At 36.4% G+C, this 939-nt stretch carries 1 protein-coding gene and 1 pseudogene; both read left to right on the top strand.

What is annotated here, in order from left to right; translation table 11 throughout:
- The coding region (locus R7190_RS26035; RefSeq protein WP_318137703.1) for a transporter substrate-binding domain-containing protein at positions 1-240 on the top strand (240 nt) is incomplete at its 5' end.
- Positions 237-939, top strand: a pseudogene (locus R7190_RS26030) (GGDEF-domain containing protein); the annotation flags it as partial. The gene R7190_RS26035 and the pseudogene R7190_RS26030, both read left to right, overlap by 4 nt.

Genomic DNA, 939 nt, shown 5'->3' with positions numbered 1-939 from the left:
ACATTAATTGCTTTAGACAAATGGCCGGGAGAAATAAAAGTTATTGGCCCTGTTTATGAAAATCAACAAATGGCTGTTGCGTTCCGTAAAAATTCACCGGAATTACGCGAAGCGTTTGATCGTTATTTAGACTCTATTAAAAAAGATGGGACGTATGAAAAGCTCGTTAAAAAATACTACCCGTCAATTTACTACTTTTATAACGATTACTTCTTAGAAGATAGTAAGAAAATTCGATGAAAAAGGCTGTTAAAAAAATATCCAGTAAAAAGATAATAACGATAAGCGCAATAATCGTTTCTATTTATTTAGCGATACTTATTGTTGTTACAAGTCTTGGACAGAATAAATTAAAAGACTCTCAATATAGAGAGCTGGATTTAAAAGTAAAAAGCTATGCAAGCACACTAGACAACTTATTTACTATCGCAAGTGAAGACGTAGATAATTTATCGAGTGACAAAACCGTTCAAACATTTTTTGCAAACTTAGCATCTGGTATGTCGATGGAATATGGCCTAGGTGCAAGTTTAATCAACTTAAAACGTAGATTTGATGAGAAGATTGACGGCAAGTTGATCAACAGTAGCAACATCTACAACAAGTTAACGCTGGTGGGCAGTGACGGAACAACCATCGTCACGACTGGCCCAAAAGATCTCAAGCCAATGGATATTCATGATTTGATGACCCAACACGGGCATCCGGAAGAAGTTTGTGCCACTCGTGATGGTGACAACATTCGGATTCAAGTGATTAAGCAAGTCAAATTTTCTGGGAAATCAGTGGCTTTTTTAATTGCGGACATCAATAAAGATATTGTTATTGAGCAATTAACCAATCAAGAGCACGAAGACAGCTACAGCCGCATGGTGCTGAAAATAAAAGATGTTGAAATGGTGGTGTGGGATTCCATCACTAAAAATTCAACCACTAATG

The sequence above is a fragment of the Vibrio sp. 1078-1 genome, assembly GCF_033340475.1.
The sequence above is the reverse complement of the archived record's forward strand: the minus strand, read 5'-3'. Positions and strand labels throughout refer to the sequence as shown.